3 protein-coding genes are annotated in these 1964 nt (G+C 53.2%); all 3 read right to left on the reverse strand.

What is annotated here, in order from left to right:
* Positions 1 to 40 precede the first annotated feature (40 nt).
* On the reverse strand, positions 41 to 403 hold the full coding sequence (locus BHE89_RS15810; RefSeq protein WP_001258027.1) for a hypothetical protein: 363 nt from the start codon (positions 401 to 403) through the stop codon (positions 41 to 43).
* A 2-nt stretch (positions 404 to 405) separates the two neighbouring features.
* The gene (locus BHE89_RS15815) at positions 406 to 648 is read right to left on the reverse strand and encodes a hypothetical protein (protein WP_069370008.1); all 243 of its coding nucleotides are present in this window, start codon (positions 646 to 648) and stop codon (positions 406 to 408) included.
* A 434-nt stretch (positions 649 to 1082) separates the two neighbouring features.
* A partial coding sequence (locus tag BHE89_RS15830; RefSeq protein WP_128860622.1) for a ParB/RepB/Spo0J family partition protein occupies positions 1083 to 1964 on the reverse strand: 882 nt, incomplete at its 5' end.

Raw genomic sequence — 1964 nt, forward strand, 5'->3', positions numbered from 1 at the left:
CTTGGCATACGCCTCTTGGACATGAAAAAGTTCTAGCTGGCTACTCATCATGCCCCTCCGTACCCTGGAAGATGTCATTGAGCACAGAGGTCGCCTCGGCGCTCTTTACATCATGCTCGGTGTAGAAAGGCCACCAGGTTAATCCGCCACCTTCAAACCATGAGCAGCGGAACTGGATTGTCTGATCAGGAAGGACTTTGAACTCGACATGCTGGGGTTTGTCATAACGGCACATTGCACCAAGGTCTAGGCCAAACTTTTCTTTAACCCATGTGGATGACATCGACCCCTGGCTCAAACCTTGGCTGTTAACCCAATAGACCCGGTTGACAGCACCAGCAATACCGATGAATAGGAAAGCCAGTATTGCCCCGGCCTTCAACCATACAAAAACACTTCTCACAATTATCCTTCCTGCTTTACAAATGGGCCTCTGCCATCGAGAGGCTTTGAAAAAATAGCCCCCGGCTCAGACATCGCCGCCTCGACCTCGTACTTGTTAAAAGTCTCCGTCCACCAGCTATTCATCTGGTAAATCGTGATATTCAGAATTGAAGCAGCCTTGCTCTTACTTGTGGCCGCAACGACAGTTCTGAACTGCCCCTCGGCCCCATAAGTGATCCCGCCATAAACCTTCAACTTCGCCACTATCGTTTTCTCCACCCAAATATGTCTCTCACGTCCCGCACACAGAAGAACCAACTTACCCTTGGCAGGAACGCATCGACTAACACACCTAAGGCGATAACAAACAATGGCGCCATCAGGATGAAGCCCAAACGTGCAACGGTCCCATATATACCTGCACAGATGAGCAAGGCTGCGATGACAGAGCAAACTAGCTGATGCTGACGCCTCAGTCTGGCTAGTTCAGACGATTTCTTGTCACTGTTCATCATCGAGCTCCGCGAGCTGAACACTGACACTGGCTGCCGCTGGAGGGGAAAACTGTACTGTCAGTCCGGATTCAAGCCTGATAGAGGAAACCACCAGCGTATCTGGTCCGGATGACGCCGGTACGACCGCAACAATGGTTCCCCCTTCCAGCAACTGGATGGCATCCTCAACAGTACAGCGCCCCATTACTGATTACCCGCCAAATCCAGCTCTTGCTGGTCTTCATTGGACTCGTCAGTTTTGGGCTCCAGCTCCGCCAGCTTGGCTTTCAGCTCCTGAAACGCATCAACATCTTCCCGGCTCAGGGTAAGGGTGAACGTTTCACCGTCATCGTTCGGCTTGATGTTGTCCAGACGACTGGTAATAGAGCTCACGCCTCGGTGCATGGCTTCAACCACCTTTTTGCCCAGGCGGGGACCTTTCTCGACAGACTTTTTGGTCAGTTTTTTCGGGGCCTTCTTGCCGTCATTGCCATTGGCCTGTTCTTCCTGCGCCTTTTTCAGGATCTCAACAGCGTTGGTGCCGTGCTCGTTGTAGAGCTCCTGAGCGTAGGTGGCAGCCACAGAGCCTTCCTGAATCATCCGTTTCAGTTCCAGAGGCATCTCCAGAAGGGCACGGGCGATACGAACGTGCTCAGCCGAGCGGCCAACACGTTGGGCAATCATCTGGTCGCTCCATCCCCAGTTTGCAAGCCGAGCGTAGATCACGGCTCGCTCAAGTGGAGAAAGAGGGAGCCCATCGTTGCTGGTGGCGATCAGAAGGCTCTGTTCGGCTTCATCGCCCTTGTGCTCTACGACCTGCACGAACTGGATGTCGGCACCTTCCTCGATAGCAAGCAGGATGGCGCGGCGACGGCGATGACCTTCACGGACATACACCTTTCCGTCGATAACTTTGACGATGATCGGCGGAACATAGTCGCCACGCTTGTAAGCATCGGCCAGCACTCGAATACCAGCTTTGATGTCCGGGCGCTCGTAGTAGTTCTCGCAGAAAGCGCCACGGGTGTTAAACCCTTCTTCCTCCAGCAGAAGCTGAGGAGAGATAGTGAATCCATCCCCTTTTTT

Source organism: Shigella sp. FC1967, assembly GCF_001743005.1.
Lineage (GTDB): Bacteria > Pseudomonadota > Gammaproteobacteria > Enterobacterales > Enterobacteriaceae > Proteus.